The organism is Burkholderia ubonensis (assembly GCF_001718695.1).
GTDB lineage: Bacteria > Pseudomonadota > Gammaproteobacteria > Burkholderiales > Burkholderiaceae > Burkholderia > Burkholderia ubonensis_B.
The window spans coordinates 67,614-83,720 of the sequence record NZ_CP013420.1 but is presented as its reverse complement, the minus strand read 5'-3'; the positions used below and the strand labels follow the sequence as shown (position 1 = coordinate 83,720).

Genomic DNA, 16,107 nt, shown 5'->3' with positions numbered 1-16,107 from the left:
TTCTCCGGAGTCACCATGAATCAGTCGTCCACCGCGGGCGCGGGCCGCGCGAGCGGTCGTTTCTTCTCGGACACCTCGGTCTCGGCGCTCGTCGCCGGCTTCGTCGCGATGATGACCGGCTACACGAGCTCGCTCGTGCTGATGTTCCAGGCCGGCCGCGCCGCGCACCTGAGCGACGCGCAGATCTCGTCGTGGATCTGGGCGCTGTCGATCGGGATGGCGCTGACGACGATCGGCCTGTCGCTGCGTTTTCGCGCACCCGTCGTCGTCGCGTGGTCGACGCCCGGCGCGGCGCTGCTGGTCGCGTCGCTGCCCGGCGTGCCGTACCCGGAGGCGATCGGCGCGTTCATCGTCTGCGCGCTGCTGCTGACCGCGGTCGGCATGAGCGGCCTGTTCGACACGCTGATGCGCAAGAAGATCCCGGCCGGCATCGCCGCCGCGCTGCTCGCGGGCATCCTGTTCGAGATCGGCATCGAGATCTTCCGCGCCGCGCAATACCGGACCGCGCTGGTGCTCGCGATGTTCTTCACGTACCTGATCGTCAAGCGGCTCGCGCCGCGTTACGCGATCGTGACGACGCTGATCGTCGGCACGGCGGTCGCGGGCGGCCTCGGGCTGCTCGACTTCAGCCGGTTCCACATCGCGCTCGCGAAGCCCGTGTTCACGATGCCCGCATTCTCGCTCGCGTCGATCGTCAGCATCGGCATTCCGCTGTTCGTGGTCGCGATGGCGTCGCAGAACGTGCCGGGCATCGCGGTGCTGCGCGCGGACGGCTACCCGACGCCGTCGTCGCCGCTGATCGCGACGACGGGCCTCGCGTCGCTCGCGCTCGCGCCGTTCGGCTCGCACGGCGTGAACCTCGCCGCGATCACCGCGGCGATCTGCACCGGCCCCGAAGCGCACGAGGACCGCGCGAAGCGCTACACGGCCGCGGTGTGGTGCGGCACCTTCTACCTGATCGCGGGCATCTTCGGCGCGACGATCGCGGCGCTGTTCGCCGCGCTGCCGAAGGCGCTCGTCGTGTCGGTCGCCGCGCTCGCGCTGTTCGGCTCGATCATGAGCGGCATGGCGAACGCGATGCAGGACGCGCGGCAGCGAGAAGCGGCGCTCGTCACGTTCATGGTCACCGCGTCGGGCCTCACGCTGCTGTCGATCGGCCCGGCGTTCTGGGGGCTCGTCGCCGGAGTCGTCACGCAGGCGATCCTCAACGCGCGCCGCCCCGCGTAGCGGCCGTTCGCGCCGGCGGCGAAGCCGGCCCCGGCGCTCGTCTGCCGTGCGAAACATGTGCGCCGCGATGTGCGATCCGATGCGCGACGCGAATCGGGCCTAGAATAGCGGATCGGAACCGGCGCCCCGCGCGCGCCGCTTCGCTTCGCCGCCGCGTTCGCGCGGCCCGTGAGAACCCCGGCGCATCGCGCCCTCTTCTCGAATCGCCATGACTACCGCACTCGACCAGCTGAAGCAGTACACCACCGTCGTCGCCGACACGGGCGATTTCCAGCAGCTCGCGCAATACCAGCCGCGGGACGCGACCACGAACCCGTCGCTGATCCTGAAGGCGGTGCAGAAGGATGCGTACAAGCCGATCCTCGAAAAAACCGTCCGCGATCACCGCAGCGAAAGCACCGATTTCATCATCGACCGCCTGCTGATCGCATTCGGCACCGAAATCCTGAAGCTGATTCCGGGCCGCGTGTCGACCGAAGTCGACGCGCGCCTGTCGTTCGACGCGAAGCGCTCCGTCGACAAGGCGCACGAGCTGATCAAGCTCTACGAAGCCGCCGGCATCGGCCGCGAGCGCATCCTGATCAAGCTCGCGTCGACTTGGGAAGGCGTCCGCGCGGCCGAGGTGCTGCAAAAGGAAGGGATCAAGTGCAACATGACCCTGCTTTTCTCGCTGGTGCAGGCCGCCGCGTGCGCGGAAGCCGGCGCACAGCTGATCTCGCCGTTCGTCGGCCGCATCTACGACTGGTACAAGAAGCAGGCCGGCGCCGAATGGGATGAAGCGAAGAACGGCGGCGCGAACGATCCGGGCGTGCAGTCGGTGCGCCGCATCTACACGTACTACAAGACCTTCGACTACCGCACCGAGGTGATGGGCGCGAGCTTCCGCACGACGAGCCAGATCGTCGAGCTCGCAGGCTGCGACCTGCTGACCATCAGTCCCGATTTGCTGCAGAAGCTGCAGGACAGCAACGAGACGGTCACGCGCAAGCTGTCGCCGGACGCGCTCACGGATGCGCCCGCCGCACGGGTCGCGATCGACGAGGCGTCGTTCCGCTTCCAGCTGAACGACGACGCGATGGCGACCGAGAAGCTCGCCGAAGGCATCCGCACGTTCGCCGCCGACGCGGTGAAGCTCGAGAAGCTGATCGACGCGCTGCGCTGAACCCTGCCGAACGTCAGCAGGCGGCAGCCAGTCTGGCAACAGCCGTCAGCAGTCTTGCCGGAAACGGCCGCGAACCCCGCGTTCGCGGCCGTTTTTTCATCCCGCTGTCAGACCCACGCACTACAATCCACGTCACGGGCGCACCGGCCGCTTCCCGGGCGCTCATCCCGGAACAGGAGACAACGATGCAAGTTCAACCGTACCTGACGTTCTACGGCCAGGCCGAAGCTGCCCTTCAGTTCTACGAAAAGGCGCTCGGCGCGAAGACGATGTTCAAGATGCACTTCAGGGATGCGCCGCCGAACCCCGACCAGCCGATCTCGCCCGAGATGGCGGACAAGGTCATGCATGCGAGCTTCACGATCGGCGATTCGATGCTCATGTGCTCGGACGGCGACTGCCGCAATACGGGCGGCACGCACAGCGGCTATTCGCTGTCGCTGAACCCGGCGAGCGTCGATGAAGGCAAGAAGCTGTTCGACGCGCTCGCCGACGGCGGCGAAGTGACGATGCCCTTTCAGAAGACTTTCTGGGCGCTCGGCTTCGGGATGCTGAAGGACCGCTTCGGCGTGCACTGGATGATCAACGTCGAGGATCTGTCGCAACGCGAGGATCTCGCGAAGCACGCGCAAGCCTGACGCAAATGACAACGCCCGCCGCTGCGCAGCGGCGGGCGTCCTTCCTGCGGGGCAGCCGGCTTCAGCCCTCGATCACGTCGAGATAGTCTTCGGGCCGCGTGCGATCCTCCGCATGCGCGACGCCCATCGCGCGCACCAGCACGCTCACCACCACCGACACGACCAGGTTCACGACCAGCGACCACACCGCCGCATAGCCGGGAATCGCATAGCCGAACAGGTGGATCGTGAAGATCGAGCTCGCGAGCTTCAGCGAGATCGCCATCCACGTGCCGCACACGATGCCTGCCGCCCAGCCGAGCAGCAGGCCGCGATAGTCGAGCACGCGCGTGTAGAGGCCGAGCACGATCGCGGGCAGCGTCTGGATGATCCAGATCCCGCCGAGCAGCTGCAGCTGGATCGCATAGGTCAGCGGCAAGCCGATCACGAACGCGACCGCCCCGACCTTCACGATCAGCGACACGAGCTTCGCGACGTGGGTCTCCTGGTCGTGCGTCATGTTGCGGTTGACGAACTCGCGGTGGATGTTGCGCGTGTACAGGTTCGCGGCCGCGATCGACATGATCGCCGCCGGCACCAGCGCGCCGATGCCGATCGCCGCGAACGCGACGCCGACGAACCACGACGGGAAATACTCGAGGAACAGCGCGGGCACCGCGAAGTTCGGGCCGAACGCCTTGAAGTACGACGCATACTGCGGCATGTCCTTCACGCCCGACGCGAGCGCCATGTAGCCGAGCAGCGCAAGCAGGCCGAGCACGAACGAGTACGCGGGCAGCATCGCCATGTTGCGGCGGATCGAGTTGCCGGACGACGACGACAGGATCGCCGTGACCGAATGCGGATACAGGAACAGCGCGAGCGCCGAGCCGATCGCGAGCGTTGCGTACGCGCTGTAGCCGTTCAGGCTCGTCGCATCCGGCGCCTTCAGCAGCAGCTTCGCGGGCGGCACGTGGCCGAAGATCTGCCCGAAGCCGCCGAGCTTCGCCGGGATCACGATGACCGCGGCCGCGATCGTGATGTAGATCAGCACGTCCTTCACGATCGCGATCATCGCGGGTGCGCGCAGGCCCGAGGTGTACGTGTACGCGGCGAGGATCGCGAACGCGATGATGAGCGGCAGGTCGCCGACGAAGCCGGTCGTGTCGAAGCCGAGCGCGCCGATCACGACCTCGATGCCGACCAGCTGCAGCGCGATGTACGGCATCGTCGCGACGATGCCCGTCACCGCGATCGCGAGCGCGAGCATCCGGCTGCCGTAGCGCGCATTGACGAAGTCGGCGGCGGTCACGTAGCCGTACCGCTTCGCGATGCTCCACAGCTTCGGGAACACGACGAACGCGAACGGATAGATGACGATCGTGTACGGCAGCGCGAAGAAGCCCATCGCGCCCGCGCCGAACACGAGCGCCGGCACCGCGACGAACGTGTAGGCGGTATAGAGGTCGCCGCCGAGCAGGAACCACGTGACGATCGTGCCGAAGCGGCGGCCGCCGAGGCCCCACTCGTCGAGATGCGCGAGATCGCCGCGCCGCCAGTTCGCGGCGAGGAAGCCGATGATCGTGACGCCGATGAAGAGCAGGACGAAAACGAAGGTCGCGGCAAGGTTCATCGACGGCCTCCTTGCGTGCCGCCCCCCGTCCACGCGTTCTTGGTCTTGATGTAGACGAACGCGGTGATCACCGCGCTAATGAGGACCCACAGAAGCTGGTACCAGTAGAAGAACGGAAAGCCGAGCCATTGCGGATCGACCTTGTTGTACGACGGTACCCAGACCATCGCGATCAGCGGCAGCACCAGCAGCCAGAGCCAGCGCTTCGCGGCCCGGTTGGCGTCGGCATCGTGAGCCATGGCGTCTCCTCATCATTCCCGGTTATCGAAGTAGTTCTTGTCTTGAACGGGTACGGCGGCGAGAGGAGCGGCGAAACGGGCAAGCTGCGGCTCCCCTGGCTTCGCGCCAGTATAGGAGCCGCGTGAGCGCGGTCAAGCGGGGACGAACCCGGACGATCCGTCCCTGTCGCGCGCTCGCGCCGGCATCCGGCCGGCGCATGAAGCGTCAGATCGAGAACGACGTCGCGTTCGGCGCGGCCGATGCTTTCAAAGCTTTCACCCACTTGCGCGCGGGCAGGTTGACGGCTGCCTCGATCACTTTCGCGCGCGCATCGAGCTGCGCGAACGTCACGTCGAGCGCGGGCCCCGAGAACGCGAGCGCGATCCGGTTGCCGTCGTGCACTTCCGGCAGCGCGATCACGCGATTGTCGAACGCCGCGTTCAGGTGCTTCATGTTGCGCACGAAGCTCGGATGATCGCCGAACAGGTTGATCGTCGCGATGCCCGCGTCGGCGAGGCAGCCGCGCACCGCGCGGTAGAACGCGACGCTGTCGAGCACCGGGCCGCGCGCGGTCGCATCGTACAGGTCGATCTGGATCGCGCCCGTGGTGCCGCGGTTGGCCGCGTCGTTGACGAAGTCCCACGCGTCCGCTTCGTGGACGGCGAGGCGCGCGTCGTCGGACGGCAGCGCGAACATCGTGCGCGCGGCGACGATCACGGCCGGGTTCAGCTCGACCGCCTCGACCTTCGCGTGCGGCAGGAAGCGGTGCGCGAACTTGGTCAGGGCGCCCGTGCCGAGCCCGAGCTGCACGATGCGCGCGGGCGTCTCGAGGAACAGCAGCCAGGCCATCATCTGCTGCGCATATTCGAGCTCGATATGGAGCGGCTTCGAGATCCGCATCGCACCCTGCACCCATTCGGTGCCGAAGTGCAGGTAGCGCACGCCGCGCTCCTCGGAGAACGTCACCGGCGCGAAGCGCGGCTTGCGCGGCGCGTCGAGGACGGGCACGTCGTCGTGTTCGTCGATGTCCGCGCGGCGCTTCACGCGCGGCGGCTTGAGTTTCGAGGAGCCGTTGTACGCGGACGGCTCGTCGCGCTTGAATGCGCGCGCCTCGGCGGACGCGCGCTTGATCAGTCGGGTCATGTTGAATCTCGTTGGATGACGCTGGATAAGCGGACGAGAGGATAGCATTGCTCGGTCGCGGGTCGGCGCGGCGTGCCCGGCGGACGGGGCGGCCACGGTGGCGACTCTTGCCGGCGACAAGGCCGTGCGCGACAATGCATCGCAACTGCGATACAGAAGAGGTCATGATGAAAACTGCGACTTTTCCGTCGATTCGGGTCGAACCGGAATTGCGAGAAGCGGCCGAGAACGTCCTTCAGGAAGGCGAAACGCTATCGGCATTCGTCGAGCAATCGATTCGCGACGGCATCGAGCGCCGTCGCCATCAGAGTGAATTCATTGCCCGCGGGATCGCGTCGCGTGATGATGCACGACGTACCGGCGACTATGTGTCTTCGTCCGAAGTACTGGAACGACTGGGCCGGCAGCTCGACACGCTGCGTGCCAGGACACGACAGGCGCGATGACGTATATGGTTCGCTTCACACCGGCGGCATCCCGTGATCTGAGCGAGCTCTATACGTTCATCGTCGAGCGCGACGACGCGGACGTCGAACTGGCCGAGCGTGCGCTGGCAGCTATCGCTTCGGGTATCGCAACATTGGAATCGTCGCCGTTTACCTGCCGCAAAGCCCATCCGTCGATGCCGTTTCTGCGGGAACTGATCGTTCCATTCGGCGCATCCGGATACGTCGCGCTGTTCGAGATCGACGACAGCGAGACGGTGACGATCCTTGCGGTACGCCATCAGCGGGAAAACGACTACCACTGACGTTCGCCCGCCGCCGAAGCCGATCAACCGACGATGCGCCGCCACTGCACCAGCTTCTGCTCGAACGACAGCATCGCATTCGCCGGGCTCGACGAAGGCAGCACCAGCGTCTCATATCCCGCCGCGCCGATCACCTCGGCGAACCGCCCCGCCGTCTTCCCGTTGAAACACACCTTCTTCAGCAGCGGCGCATGCTCGCGCAGCGCATCGAAATCGTTCGGCTTCGCATTCCGAATCGCCGAATCGAGACTCCCTTCGCGGTGGCACGCGGCGAGCACGTCCCAGATGCCGATGCCGTGCTTCAGCACGCGTTCGAGCCGCGCGTCATAGGCGAGCTCATGCAACGCAGGCTCCCCAAGCACCTCGCCGAGCAACCGCCAGAACTGGTTGCGCGGATGCGCGTAATACTGCGCGGCATCCAGCGACGCCTCGCCCGGAAAGCTGCCGAGGATCATCGTATGGGTGGCCGGCCCGACGACCGGCGGAAAGCCTTGCAGCATCACGCAGCCCCCGACGGGCGCAGACCGTCTCCATACGCTTCGACATGCCGCCACAGCGCGGGCAGCATGCATTCGGTCACCATCAGCGGTGCGCCGTGCCGCTGAAACACCGAGCGCCGCGCGGCGAACGCGTGCGGCGCGCGCGCGCCGCCGAGCGCATGGCTCGCTAGCGCATACAGCGGATGGCCGGCGATCACGCGCCGGCTGACGAGCGCCGAGCGCTCGACCTGCGGATCGCTGTACAGCAGCTCCGCGAGCGGCCGCGTGCGCAGCCGCCGCATCGCCTGCCAGATGCCCTTGCTCGCGGCGAGCGGCGCGATGCTGTGCGCGGCGACGTACGGCGTGCCGTCGACCGACAGGATCACCTCGCGCACCCACATCGGCGCGCGCGGCACGCACGCGAGCGCCGCATGCTCGTCGAACCACGGGCCATCGACCGCCTCGCGCGTCACGCGCACGCTCACGCGGCCGAGCCGCGCGAGATGCGCGGTCAGCGAGCCGCCGCGCGTCAGCCAGTCCCGCTGGTCGAGCGTGCAGCCGGGCCGCGGCGTCTCGCGCCAGCCCGACTGAGCGCCGTCGAAGCGCATTCGCGCGCTCACGCGGCGCGCGACAGCAGCAGCGCGTTGGTCCGCTTCACGAAGCTTGCCGGATCGTCCAGCATGCCGCCCTCCGCAAGCAGCGCCTGGTCGAACAGCAGGTGGCACCAGTCGCCGAAATCGGCGCTGTCGGCGTTCAGCTGCTTGACGAGCGCATGCTCGGGATTGATCTCGAGGATCGGCTGGAACGACGGCGCCGACTGGCCGGCCGCCTTCAGCATCCGCTGCAGGTAGCCGCTCATGTCGTTGTCGTCCGCGACGAGGCACGACGGCGAATCGGTCAGGCGGAACGTGACGCGCACGTCCTTCACCTTGTCGCCGAGCGCTTCCTTCATCTTGTCGACGACCGGCTTGATCGCGTCGCCGGCCTGCTCCTGCGCCTTCTTCTCGTCGTCGTTCAGCTCGCCGAGATCGAGGTCGCCGCGCGCAACGCTCGCGAGCGGCTTGCCGTCGAATTCATGCAGGAACGACAGCATCCACTCGTCGACGCGGTCGGTCAGCAGCAGCACCTCGACGCCCTTCTTGCGGAACACCTCGAGATGCGGGCTGTTCTTCGCGGCCTGCCACGTATCGGCGGTCACGTAGTAGATCTTGCTCTGCTCGGGCTTCATGCGCGCGACGTAGTCGGCGAGCGACACGTCCTGCGCGTCGGTATCGCCATGCGTCGACGCGAAGCGCAGCAGCTTCGCGATGCGCTCGCGGTTCGCGTGATCCTCGCCGAGCCCTTCCTTCAGCACCTGGCCGAACGCGCGCCAGAACGTCTTGTACTTCTCCTTGCCCGCATCGTCCTCGGCGTTCGCGAGCTCCTCGAGCATCGACAGCGCGCGCTTCGTCACGCCTTCGCGGATCGCCTTCACGTCGCGGCTTTCCTGCAGGATCTCGCGCGACACGTTGAGCGGCAGGTCCGCCGAATCGACGACGCCCTTCACGAAGCGCAGGTATTGCGGCAGCAGTTGTTCCGCGTCGTCCATGATGAACACGCGCTTCACGTACAGCTTCAGGCCGCCGCGGTAGTCGCGGTTCCACAGGTCGAACGGCGCGTGCGACGGCACGAACAGCAGCTGCGTGTATTCGCTGCGGCCCTCGACGCGGTTGTGCGTCCACGTGAGCGGGTCCTGGTGGTCGTGCGCGACGTGCTGGTAGAACTGCTTGTACTGCTCGTCGGTGATGTCGCTCTTCGAGCGGGTCCACAGCGCGCTGGCCTGGTTGACGGTCTCGTCCTCGTCCTTCAGCACCATCTCGCCCTTTTCCTGATCCCATTCTTCCTTGCGCATCAGGATCGGCAGCGCGATGTGGTCCGAGTACTTCTGGATGATCGACTTCAGGCGGTACGACGACAGCAGCTCGTCCTCGCCTTCGCGCAGATGCAGCGTGATCGTCGTGCCGCGCTGCGCGCGCTCGATCGCGTCGACCGTGAAGTCGCCCTCGCCCGCGCTTTCCCAGCGCACGCCTTCGCTTGCCGGCAGGCCCGCGCGGCGCGTCTCGACGCTGATCTTGTCCGCGACGATGAAGCCCGAGTAGAAGCCGACGCCGAACTGGCCGATCAGCGCGGCGTCCTTCTGCTGGTCGCCGGACAGCTTCGAGAAGAATTCCTTGGTGCCCGAGCGCGCGATCGTGCCGAGGTTCGCGATCGCTTCGTCGCGGCTCATGCCGATGCCGTTGTCGTCGATGGTGATCGTGCGCGCGGCCTTGTCGTAGCCGATGCGGATGCGCAGGTTCGGATCGTTCTCGTAGAGCGCGTTGTTCGCGAGCGCTTCGAAGCGCAGCTTGTCGGCGGCGTCGGACGCGTTCGACACCAGTTCGCGCAGGAAGATTTCCTTGTTGCTGTAAAGCGAATGAATCATCAGGTGGAGGAGTTGCTTGACCTCTGCCTGAAAGCTCATCGTTTCGTGTGCCATGGATTCAGTTTCCTCTTACTTGAATGGTGTGTCCCCATTGCGCGGCGCGCGGTGCCGGGCGGGTACTGCGCGCCTATCTGGGGACGGGCCGAAGGATTTCAAGAGCCGCCAACTGGCGGCCCCGGTTCACGACGCCCGCCGTGCGGCCGAATCGATATACCGCGCCAGAAACCCCGGCAACGCCGGATCGCCGCAATTCGCGATATTGAACCGGGTCCACGTCGACGGCGACTGCTGCGGCGAGAACAGGCTGCCCGGCGTCAGCAGGAAGCCCGCCTCGTGCGCGGCGGCCGCGAGCGCGTCCGAATCGACGCCCGTGTCGGCCCACAGGAACATCCCCGACGCCGGCATCGTGAACAGGCGCAGGCCCGTGCGCTCGAGCATCCGCGCAGTCTTGTCGCGCACGCCGTCGAGCCGCGCGCGCAGCCGCTCGACGTGGCGGCGGTAATGCCCTTCGGTCAGGATCTTGTACAGCACGCGCTCGTTGAGCTCGGGCGTCGTCATGCCGACCAGCATCTTCTGGTCGGTCACCGCCTTCGCGATCTCCGGCGCGCAGGCGACATAGCCGACCCGCAGGTTCGCGGCAAGCGTCTTCGAATAGCTGCCGAGGTAGATCACGCGCTTCAACTGGTCGAGGCTCGCGAGCCGCGTCGCCGGATAGCTCGGCGGGCACAGGTCGCCGTAGATGTCGTCCTCGACGACGAGGAAGTCGTACGCCTCCGCAAGCTTCAGGATCCGGAACGCCTGCGCGGCCGACAACGACGTGCCGGTCGGGTTCTGCAGCACCGAGTTGATCACGAGCATCTTCGGCCGCCACATCTGCACGAGCGTCTCGAGCGCGTCGAGATCGGGGCCGTCCGGCGTATACGGCATGCCGACGAGCTGCGCGCCCTGCGCCGCGAAGCGGCCGAACATCTGGAACCAGGCCGGATCGCCGACGATCACCGCGTCGCCCGGCCGCACGTAGATCCGCGCGATCAGGTCGATCGCCTGCGTGATGCCCGACACGAGCACGAGCTGGTCGGGCGTCACGCCGATCTCGACTTCCGCGAGCCGGGTCTGCAGCTGCTGGCGCAGCGGCAGGAAGCCCTGCGCGGTGCCGAAGCCGAGCATGTGCGCGCCGGCCTGCCGCCCGAGCGCGCGCAGCGCGCCGGTGATCAGCTCGCCGTCGAGCCAGCGGCTCGGCAGGTAGCCGAGCCCCGGCCCCTTTTCCGGGCTGACGGTGTGCAGCATGTTGCGCAGCAGCCAGACGACGTCGATCGTGTTGTGGACGGGCGCCGCCTCGGCGCGCCGCGCGACGCCGGATCGAGCGGCTGCGGGCCGGCGACCCGCTCGCGCACGTAGAAGCCCGAGCCGCGCCGCGAATCCAGGTAGCCCTGCGCGACGAGCCGCTCGTACGCCTCGACGACGGTGAAACGCGACACGCTCTTGTCGAGCGCGAGCTTGCGGATCGACGGCATCCGCATGCCGGGCCGGAACACCCGCTCGTCGATGCGCCGCCGCGCCCACTGGACGAGCTGCTCGACGAGCGTGAGGGTGGCGGTGTCGTGCGGGACGGGGATCTGATCGAGCGGGACGGTCGACATGGCAAGGCTCCAACTGTACCGAAGGGTATCGCGGCGATTGTACCGTTACTGTGCCGGTCGGCACGATTACAGTTGGTCGGACCATGCGGCGCGCGGCCGCCGCTGCCGGCGGCGCCGCCGGCCGGCAGAGCGCCTTTCCACCGTAACGCCCTGGCTTTTCCAACCTGCTTTCCCGACCTTCATGGCAGCCCATTCCCTGACACTCGACCATCTGGTCATCGCCGCGCGCACGCTCGACGAAGGCGTGCGCCACGTCGCCGACGCGCTCGGCATCGAGCCGGCCGGCGGCGGCCGGCATCCGCTGATGCGCACCCACAACGCGCTGTTCGGCGCCTGGGGCGGCCTTTACCTGGAGGTGATCGCGATCGATCCCGACGCGCCGGCCGACGCCGGCGCGCCGCCGCGCCCGCGCCTGTTCGCGCTCGACGATCCGGCGCTGCAGGCGCGGCTCGCGCACGGCCCGTTCCTCGCGCACTGGGTCGCGCGGGTCGACCGGCCGCGCCAGCTCGCGCTGTGGCAGCGCCAGTACCCGGCCCGCATCCCGCCCGTCGTCGCGATGCGGCGCGGCGACCTGAGCTGGGGCCTGACGGTGCCCGACGACGGCGCGTTCCCCGCGTGGCAAGGCGTCGGCGACGGCCTCGTGCCGTCGCTGATCCAGTGGGACAGCCCGCGCCATCCGTCCGACGCGCTGCCGCGCGACGGCGTCGCACTGAAGGCGCTCAAGGGCATCCATCCGCGCGCGGATACGGTGCGCGAACAGCTCGACTGGCTCGGCGCCGCCCACCTGCTCGACCTCGAGGCCGGCGACGGCGCGCCCGCGCTCGTCGCCGAGTTCGACACGCCCCAAGGCACGCGCACGCTGCGCTGAACGCCGCCGCGCGCCCGCTCACCGAAACCCGCCGATACAGCGATACACCGATACGCCGATAAGGAGCACCTACCTGATGAATTCGCGCGAAACCCGGGGCATGCTGCTCGGCCTCATCGGCGTGATGATCTTCAGCCTGACGCTGCCGATGACGCGCATCGTCGTCGCCGAGCTGCATCCGCTCCTCAACGGCCTCGGCCGCGCGCTCGCCGCCGCGGTGCCGGCGGGCCTGCTGCTGTGGTGGCGGCGCGAGCCGCCGCCGACCCGCGCGCAGCTGAAAAGCCTCGCGATCGTGTCGTCCGGCGTGATCGTCGGGTATCCGGTGTTCTCCGCATGGGCGATGAAGACGGTGCCCGCGTCGCACGGCGCGGTCGTCAACGGGCTGCAGTCGCTGCTGGTCGCGCTGTACGCGGCGTGGCTGTCGCGCGAACGGCCGTCGAAGGCGTTCTGGGTCAGCGCGGTGACGGGCAGCGCGCTCGTGATCGCGTTCGCGCTGCGCGACGGCGGCGGCGCGCTGCAGGCGGGCGACGCGCTGATGCTCGCCGCGGTCGGCATCGGCGCGCTCGGCTACGCGGAAGGCGCGCGCCTCGCGCGCCAGATCGGCGGCTGGCAGGTGATCTGCTGGGCGCTCGTCGTGTCCGCGCCGTTCCTCGTGCTGCCGGTCGGCTGGCTCGCGTGGATGCAGCACGCGGCGCACCCGGGCCCGCTCGCGCCGCGCACGTGGCTCGCGTTCGGCTACGTGACGCTGTTCTCGCAGTTCATCGGCTTCTTCGCGTGGTACGCGGGCCTCGCGATGGGCGGCACCGCGCGCGTCGGCCAGGTGCAGCTGCTGCAGATCTTCTTCACGATCGCGTTTTCGGCGCTGTTGTTCGGCGAGGCCGTCGCGCCGTCGACGTGGCTGTTCGCGGCCGCGGTGATCGCGACCGTGATGCTCGGCCGGCGGGCCGCGGTGGCTCCCGCGCCGCAACCCGCTCGCGCTGGCTGAATTGGTGCGCCATAATGGCCGTTTTTGCCCGTCTGATTTTGCCCACCCGGCCGCGCCTGACCGATCGCCGTCGACCCAGCCTACCCGGCCGCGTCGCACCGACCGGCCCGGCCGACCATCAAGACCGACCCTGATATCCGAACGAGGAGACATATGAATCCGAGCGACCTGCATCCGCCGCACTGGCAGCTTTCCGAACGCGCCCGCAAGCTGACGAGCTCTGCGATCCGCGAGATCCTGAAGGTCACGGAGCGCCCCGAGGTCATCTCGTTCGCCGGCGGCCTGCCCGCCCCCTCGACGTTCCCGGCCGAGCGCATGCGCGCCGCCGCCGACCGCGTGCTGCGCGATGCGCCGGCCGCGGCGCTGCAGTACAGCGCGACCGAAGGCTACCTGCCGCTGCGCGAGTGGATCGCCGAGCGCTACAGCGTGCGCGTGTCGCAGGTGCTGGTCACGACCGGTTCGCAGCAGGCGCTCGACCTGCTCGGCAAGGCGCTCGTCGACCCGGGCAGCCCGGTCCTCGTCGAAACCCCGACCTACCTCGGCGCGCTGCAGTCGTTCTCGCTGTACGAGCCGCGCTACGTGCAGGTGCCGACGGACGAGCAGGGCCTGCTGCCCGAGGGCCTCACGCCCGACCTGACGCAAGGCGCGCGCCTGCTGTACGCGCAGCCGAACTTCCAGAACCCGACCGGCCGCCGCCTGCCCGTCGAGCGTCGCCGCGCGCTCGCCGCGTTCGCGCAGACGAGCCCGTTCCCGGTGCTGGAGGACGATCCGTACGGCGCGCTCAACTACCAGGGCGAGCCGCTGCCGACGATGCTGTCGATGGCGCCCGACCACATCGTGCACCTCGGCACGTTCTCGAAGGTGCTCGCGCCGGGCCTGCGGATCGGCTACATCATTGCCCCCGAGGAACTCCACTTCAAGCTCGTGCAGGCGAAGCAGGCAACCGACCTGCACACGCCGACGCTCACGCAGCGCATCGCGCACGAAGTGATCAAGGACGGCTTCCTCGACGAGCACATCCCGACGATCCGGCAGCTGTACGGCGCGCAATGCGAGGCGATGCACGGCGCGCTCGCGCGCCACATGCCCGAAGGCGTGACGTGGAACCGCCCGGAAGGCGGGATGTTCATCTGGGTGAAGCTGCCGCAGCAGATCGACAGCATGAAGCTGCTCGAAGCGGCCGTGGCCAACCACGTCGCATTCGTGCCCGGCGCGCCGTTCTTCGCGGACGACGCGCAGCAGAACACGCTGCGCCTGTCGTTCGTCACGGTGCCGCCCGAGAAGATCGAGGAAGGCGTCGCGCGGCTCGGCAAGCTGCTGCGCGAGCGTCTCTGATCCCCCTTTCCTTTCACGACTCGCAACGAGGAATCGAACAGATGGCTAACGTCTACGACAAACTGAAGTCGCTCGGCATCGAGCTCCCGACCGCCGGCGCCCCGGCCGCCGCCTACGTGATGAGCGCGCAAAGCGGCAACACGGTCTACCTGTCCGGCCACATCGCGAAGAAGGACGGCAAGGTCTGGGCCGGCAAGCTCGGCGCCGACCTCACGACCGAGGACGGCAAGGCGGCCGCGCGGTCGATCGCGATCGACCTGCTCGCGACGCTGCACGCGCACACGGGCGACCTGAACAAGGTCACGCGCATCGTCAAGCTGATGAGCCTCGTCAACTCGACGCTCGACTTCACCGAGCAGCACCTCGTGACGAACGGCGCGTCCGAGCTGATCGCCGACGTGTTCGGCGATGCGGGCAAGCACGCGCGCTCGGCGTTCGGCGTCGCGCAGATTCCGCTCGGCGCGTGCGTCGAGATCGAGCTGATCGCCGAAGTCGCGTAACGCGAGCGCCACGATGCCCGGCCGCCGCCTCGTCCGCTTCAGGCAGGTCGACGTCTTCACGTCGGTGCCGTTCAAGGGCAACCCGCTCGCCGTGGTGTTCGACGCCGATTCACTCGGCGACGACGACATGCTGGCGATCGCCCGCTGGACCAACCTGTCGGAGACGACGTTCCTCTGCTCGCCGACCGACCCGGACGCCGACTACCGCGTGCGGATCTTCACGCCGGGCGGCGAGCTGCCGTTCGCCGGCCACCCGACGCTCGGCACCGCGCACGCGTTTCTCGAAAGCGGCGCGGTGCCGCGCACGCAGGGCCGGCTGATCCAGCAATGCGGGGTCGGCCAAGTGGCGCTGCGCCGGCAGGCCGACGGCTGGGCGTTCGCGGCGCCGCCCGCGCGCGTCACGCCGCTCGACCGTTCGGACTACCCGGTGCTGGCTGCCGCGTTGCGCAGCGACGCGATCGACCTGGAAGCCGAGCCGTGCGCGGTCGACAACGGCGCGCCGTGGCTGGTCGTGCGGCTGAAGTCGGCCGACGCGTGCATCGGCCTGTCGCCCGATCCGGCCGCGCTGGCGGCGCTCACGCAACGTTACGGCATGGACGGCCTCGCGGTCTACGCGCCGCACGCCGAAGGCGGCCCCGCGACGTTCGAGATCCGCTGCCTGATGACGGGCGGCAACTTCGGCTTCGGCGAGGATCCCGCCACCGGCAGCGCGAACGCCGCGCTGGCCGGCGTGCTGACCCGCCAGCAGCGCCGCCCCGGCCCGTCGTACACCGCCCGCCAGGGCACGGCCATCGGCCGCGACGGCCGCATTTCCGTCGCCTACGACGACGACGGCACGACGTGGATCGGCGGCAGCGCCGTCACGATCGTCGACGGCAGTTTCCGGCTTTCCGTCTGATCGTCGGATATTTCGCGGCGCGCCATGCGCACCGCGACTGCCGGCGCTATGCTTACCCAGCTATCGCAAAAACGATCCAGCCAGTAATATCGGGCCTAATCCGTCGCTTGAGGGTCTGTCCATAGATGCGTTTTTCCGCAGATGAACAGCCGCTGACGCGACCCCATATTCAGCCATCCTGCGGGATGG

At 68.2% G+C, this 16,107-nt stretch carries 16 protein-coding genes and 1 pseudogene; 10 read left to right on the top strand and 7 right to left on the bottom strand.

The window, feature by feature from the left end; translation table 11 throughout:
* The first annotated feature begins 15 nt into the window (after positions 1 to 15).
* The 3 genes from WJ35_RS00385 (at position 16) to WJ35_RS00375 (ending at position 3,027) form a co-directional block, all read left to right on the top strand.
* Positions 16 to 1,227 carry a benzoate/H(+) symporter BenE family transporter gene (locus WJ35_RS00385; protein ID WP_069238580.1) on the top strand — a complete coding sequence of 404 codons (1,212 nt, stop codon included), beginning with the start codon at positions 16 to 18 and terminating at the stop codon, positions 1,225 to 1,227.
* Positions 1,228 to 1,435: 208 nt separating this feature from the next.
* Positions 1,436 to 2,389, top strand: coding sequence for a transaldolase (gene tal, locus WJ35_RS00380; RefSeq protein ID WP_060232046.1), 954 nt, complete (start codon positions 1,436 to 1,438; stop codon positions 2,387 to 2,389).
* A gap of 185 nt (positions 2,390 to 2,574) precedes the next feature.
* Positions 2,575 to 3,027, top strand: a complete 453-nt coding sequence (locus WJ35_RS00375) for a VOC family protein (RefSeq protein WP_069238579.1) — start codon at positions 2,575 to 2,577, stop codon at positions 3,025 to 3,027.
* Positions 3,028 to 3,088: 61 nt separating this feature from the next.
* On the opposite strand, the gene mctP is transcribed toward WJ35_RS00375, so the two are convergent.
* The 3 genes from mctP to WJ35_RS00360 form a co-directional block, all read right to left on the bottom strand.
* Positions 3,089 to 4,639, bottom strand: coding sequence for a monocarboxylate uptake permease MctP (mctP, locus tag WJ35_RS00370; protein ID WP_069238578.1), 1,551 nt, complete (start codon positions 4,637 to 4,639; stop codon positions 3,089 to 3,091).
* On the bottom strand, positions 4,636 to 4,878 hold the full coding sequence (locus WJ35_RS00365) for a DUF3311 domain-containing protein (RefSeq protein WP_010091091.1): 243 nt from the start codon (positions 4,876 to 4,878) through the stop codon (positions 4,636 to 4,638). Before WJ35_RS00365 ends, mctP begins: the two co-directional genes overlap by 4 nt.
* A 205-nt stretch (positions 4,879 to 5,083) precedes the next feature.
* On the bottom strand, positions 5,084 to 6,001 hold the full coding sequence (locus WJ35_RS00360; RefSeq protein WP_060232058.1) for a spermidine synthase: 918 nt from the start codon (positions 5,999 to 6,001) through the stop codon (positions 5,084 to 5,086).
* A 164-nt stretch (positions 6,002 to 6,165) separates the two neighbouring features.
* Between WJ35_RS00360 and WJ35_RS29305 the strand changes: the two genes are divergently transcribed.
* A complete protein-coding gene (locus WJ35_RS29305; RefSeq protein ID WP_420480896.1) occupies positions 6,166 to 6,447 on the top strand; it encodes a YlcI/YnfO family protein in 282 nt (93 codons plus the stop codon).
* Positions 6,444 to 6,752, top strand: a complete 309-nt coding sequence (locus tag WJ35_RS00355) for a type II toxin-antitoxin system RelE/ParE family toxin (protein WP_069238577.1) — start codon at positions 6,444 to 6,446, stop codon at positions 6,750 to 6,752. Before WJ35_RS29305 ends, WJ35_RS00355 begins: the two co-directional genes overlap by 4 nt.
* A 23-nt stretch (positions 6,753 to 6,775) precedes the next feature.
* On the opposite strand, the gene WJ35_RS00350 is transcribed toward WJ35_RS00355, so the two are convergent.
* From WJ35_RS00350 to WJ35_RS00335, 4 genes and pseudogenes are all read right to left on the bottom strand, one after another.
* Complete coding sequence (locus tag WJ35_RS00350; protein ID WP_069238576.1) at positions 6,776 to 7,252, bottom strand: DNA-deoxyinosine glycosylase; 477 nt, start codon at positions 7,250 to 7,252, stop codon at positions 6,776 to 6,778.
* Complete coding sequence (locus WJ35_RS00345; RefSeq protein ID WP_010091087.1) at positions 7,252 to 7,839, bottom strand: chorismate--pyruvate lyase family protein; 588 nt, start codon at positions 7,837 to 7,839, stop codon at positions 7,252 to 7,254. The genes WJ35_RS00350 and WJ35_RS00345 overlap by 1 nt, the downstream gene beginning before the upstream one ends.
* Before the next feature lie 8 nt (positions 7,840 to 7,847).
* Entirely contained in the window at positions 7,848 to 9,746 is a 1,899-nt protein-coding gene (htpG, locus tag WJ35_RS00340) for a molecular chaperone HtpG (RefSeq protein ID WP_060232073.1), read from the bottom strand.
* 126 nt (positions 9,747 to 9,872) lie between these two features.
* Positions 9,873 to 11,332: pseudogene (locus WJ35_RS00335) on the bottom strand (PLP-dependent aminotransferase family protein).
* A 181-nt stretch (positions 11,333 to 11,513) separates the two neighbouring features.
* Here WJ35_RS00335 and WJ35_RS00330 point away from each other — a divergent pair.
* The 5 genes from WJ35_RS00330 (at position 11,514) to WJ35_RS00310 (ending at position 15,918) form a co-directional block, all read left to right on the top strand.
* A complete protein-coding gene (locus tag WJ35_RS00330; protein WP_010091084.1) occupies positions 11,514 to 12,200 on the top strand; it encodes a VOC family protein in 687 nt (228 codons plus the stop codon).
* 76 nt (positions 12,201 to 12,276) lie between these two features.
* Positions 12,277 to 13,185, top strand: a complete 909-nt coding sequence (locus tag WJ35_RS00325) for a DMT family transporter (RefSeq protein WP_060232076.1) — start codon at positions 12,277 to 12,279, stop codon at positions 13,183 to 13,185.
* Between the two features lie 153 nt (positions 13,186 to 13,338).
* Positions 13,339 to 14,520, top strand: coding sequence for a PLP-dependent aminotransferase family protein (locus tag WJ35_RS00320; protein WP_060232080.1), 1,182 nt, complete (start codon positions 13,339 to 13,341; stop codon positions 14,518 to 14,520).
* A gap of 41 nt (positions 14,521 to 14,561) precedes the next feature.
* Positions 14,562 to 15,020 (top strand): RidA family protein, encoded by a 459-nt coding sequence (locus WJ35_RS00315; protein WP_010091080.1) that lies wholly within the window; start codon positions 14,562 to 14,564, stop codon positions 15,018 to 15,020.
* Positions 15,021 to 15,033: 13 nt separating this feature from the next.
* Complete coding sequence (locus WJ35_RS00310; RefSeq protein WP_060232082.1) at positions 15,034 to 15,918, top strand: PhzF family phenazine biosynthesis protein; 885 nt, start codon at positions 15,034 to 15,036, stop codon at positions 15,916 to 15,918.
* Positions 15,919 to 16,107: the final 189 nt, after the last annotated feature.